Source organism: Kineococcus rugosus (assembly GCF_050871975.1).
Lineage (GTDB): Bacteria > Actinomycetota > Actinomycetes > Actinomycetales > Kineococcaceae > Kineococcus.
This window is the reverse complement of sequence record NZ_JBJLSJ010000084.1, coordinates 1-1,081: the sequence shown is the minus strand read 5'-3', so window position 1 is coordinate 1,081 and position 1,081 is coordinate 1. Positions and strand designations below refer to the sequence as shown.

1 protein-coding gene is annotated in these 1,081 nt (G+C 67.8%); it reads right to left on the bottom strand.

Features of this window, described 5'->3' with window-relative positions; all coding sequences use genetic code 11:
- Positions 1 to 12 precede the first annotated feature (12 nt).
- On the bottom strand, positions 13 to 978 hold the full coding sequence (locus tag ACRYM6_RS22980; RefSeq protein ID WP_432545211.1) for an IS481 family transposase: 966 nt from the start codon (positions 976 to 978) through the stop codon (positions 13 to 15).
- Positions 979 to 1,081: the final 103 nt, after the last annotated feature.

The window sequence follows — 1,081 nt, the reverse complement described above, 5'->3', positions numbered from 1 at the left end:
TGTACTCGGCCATCACGTTGGTGACAGGCGGCTGAGCGGAGGAAGGCCACCGAGTGCGCTGTGACGCCGTTGAGTGTTGTAGTGCTCCAGCCACGGAGCAAGCGCGGCGGCGCGTTCGGCATTGCTGGCATAGGCGCGGCGGTAGGCCCACTCGGTGGCCAGGGTCCGGTTCAGCCGCTCGACCTTCCCGTTCTGCCACGGGCAGTGCGGACGGATGAACTTCTGCCCGATGCCCAGCGCGGCACAGACCTCGCGCAGGGAGTACCGGTAGGCCCAGGCGTTGTCGGTCATCAGCCGCTCGATGCGAGTGATGCCGCAGGCGGCGAAGGAGGCCGCTGCTCGGGTCAAGAAGGCGGCACAGGTAGCGCCTTTCTCATCGGGCAAGATCTCGGAGTAGGCCAGCCGGGAGTGGTCATCGACCAGGGAGTGAACGTAGTCGTAGCCGATCTTGGTGTTGCGGCTGCGGGTCTTTTCCCGTTCGGCTCGTCCCAGGGCGCGCCAGCCGCCGCCGTCGGGGATACGACCGATCTTCTTGACGTCCATGTGCACCAACGCACCGGGATAGGCGCGCTCGTAGCGGACCGCGGTCGCCTTGGACGAGCGCAGCAGCTGTCCGGTCATGGGATCCAGCGCTGACAGGTGCGGCATCTGGTGGCGGGCTAGGACTCGCGAGACCGTCCGGGCCGGGACGCCGAGTTGGGCGCCCAGTTCGTCGGGTCCGAGGCGTTCGCGCTGGCGCAGCTCGACGATCTTGGCCTGCACGTCGCCGGAGGTGCGAGTAGGTGAGTGGTGGGGGCGGCTGGAGCGGTCCCGCAGGCCGTTGAGGCCTTCAGCCTCGTACCGGGTGATCCAGGTGCGGACGCACTTGCGGGAGACGCCCATCGCAGCAGCGATATGGGCCTGAGCCCAGCCCTGCTGGTGACGGCTGACGATCAGCAGCCGGCCATGGACGGTGGTGCGGGCGTTAGCGTGGGCCACGAGGACCTCCGGGTGGATGTGGACCTTCGACAAGTCACACCCCACTCGGAGGTCCTCCTGCGTTCAAGCCGCCGCGCTGTCACCAACGTCCTGGCCGGGTACA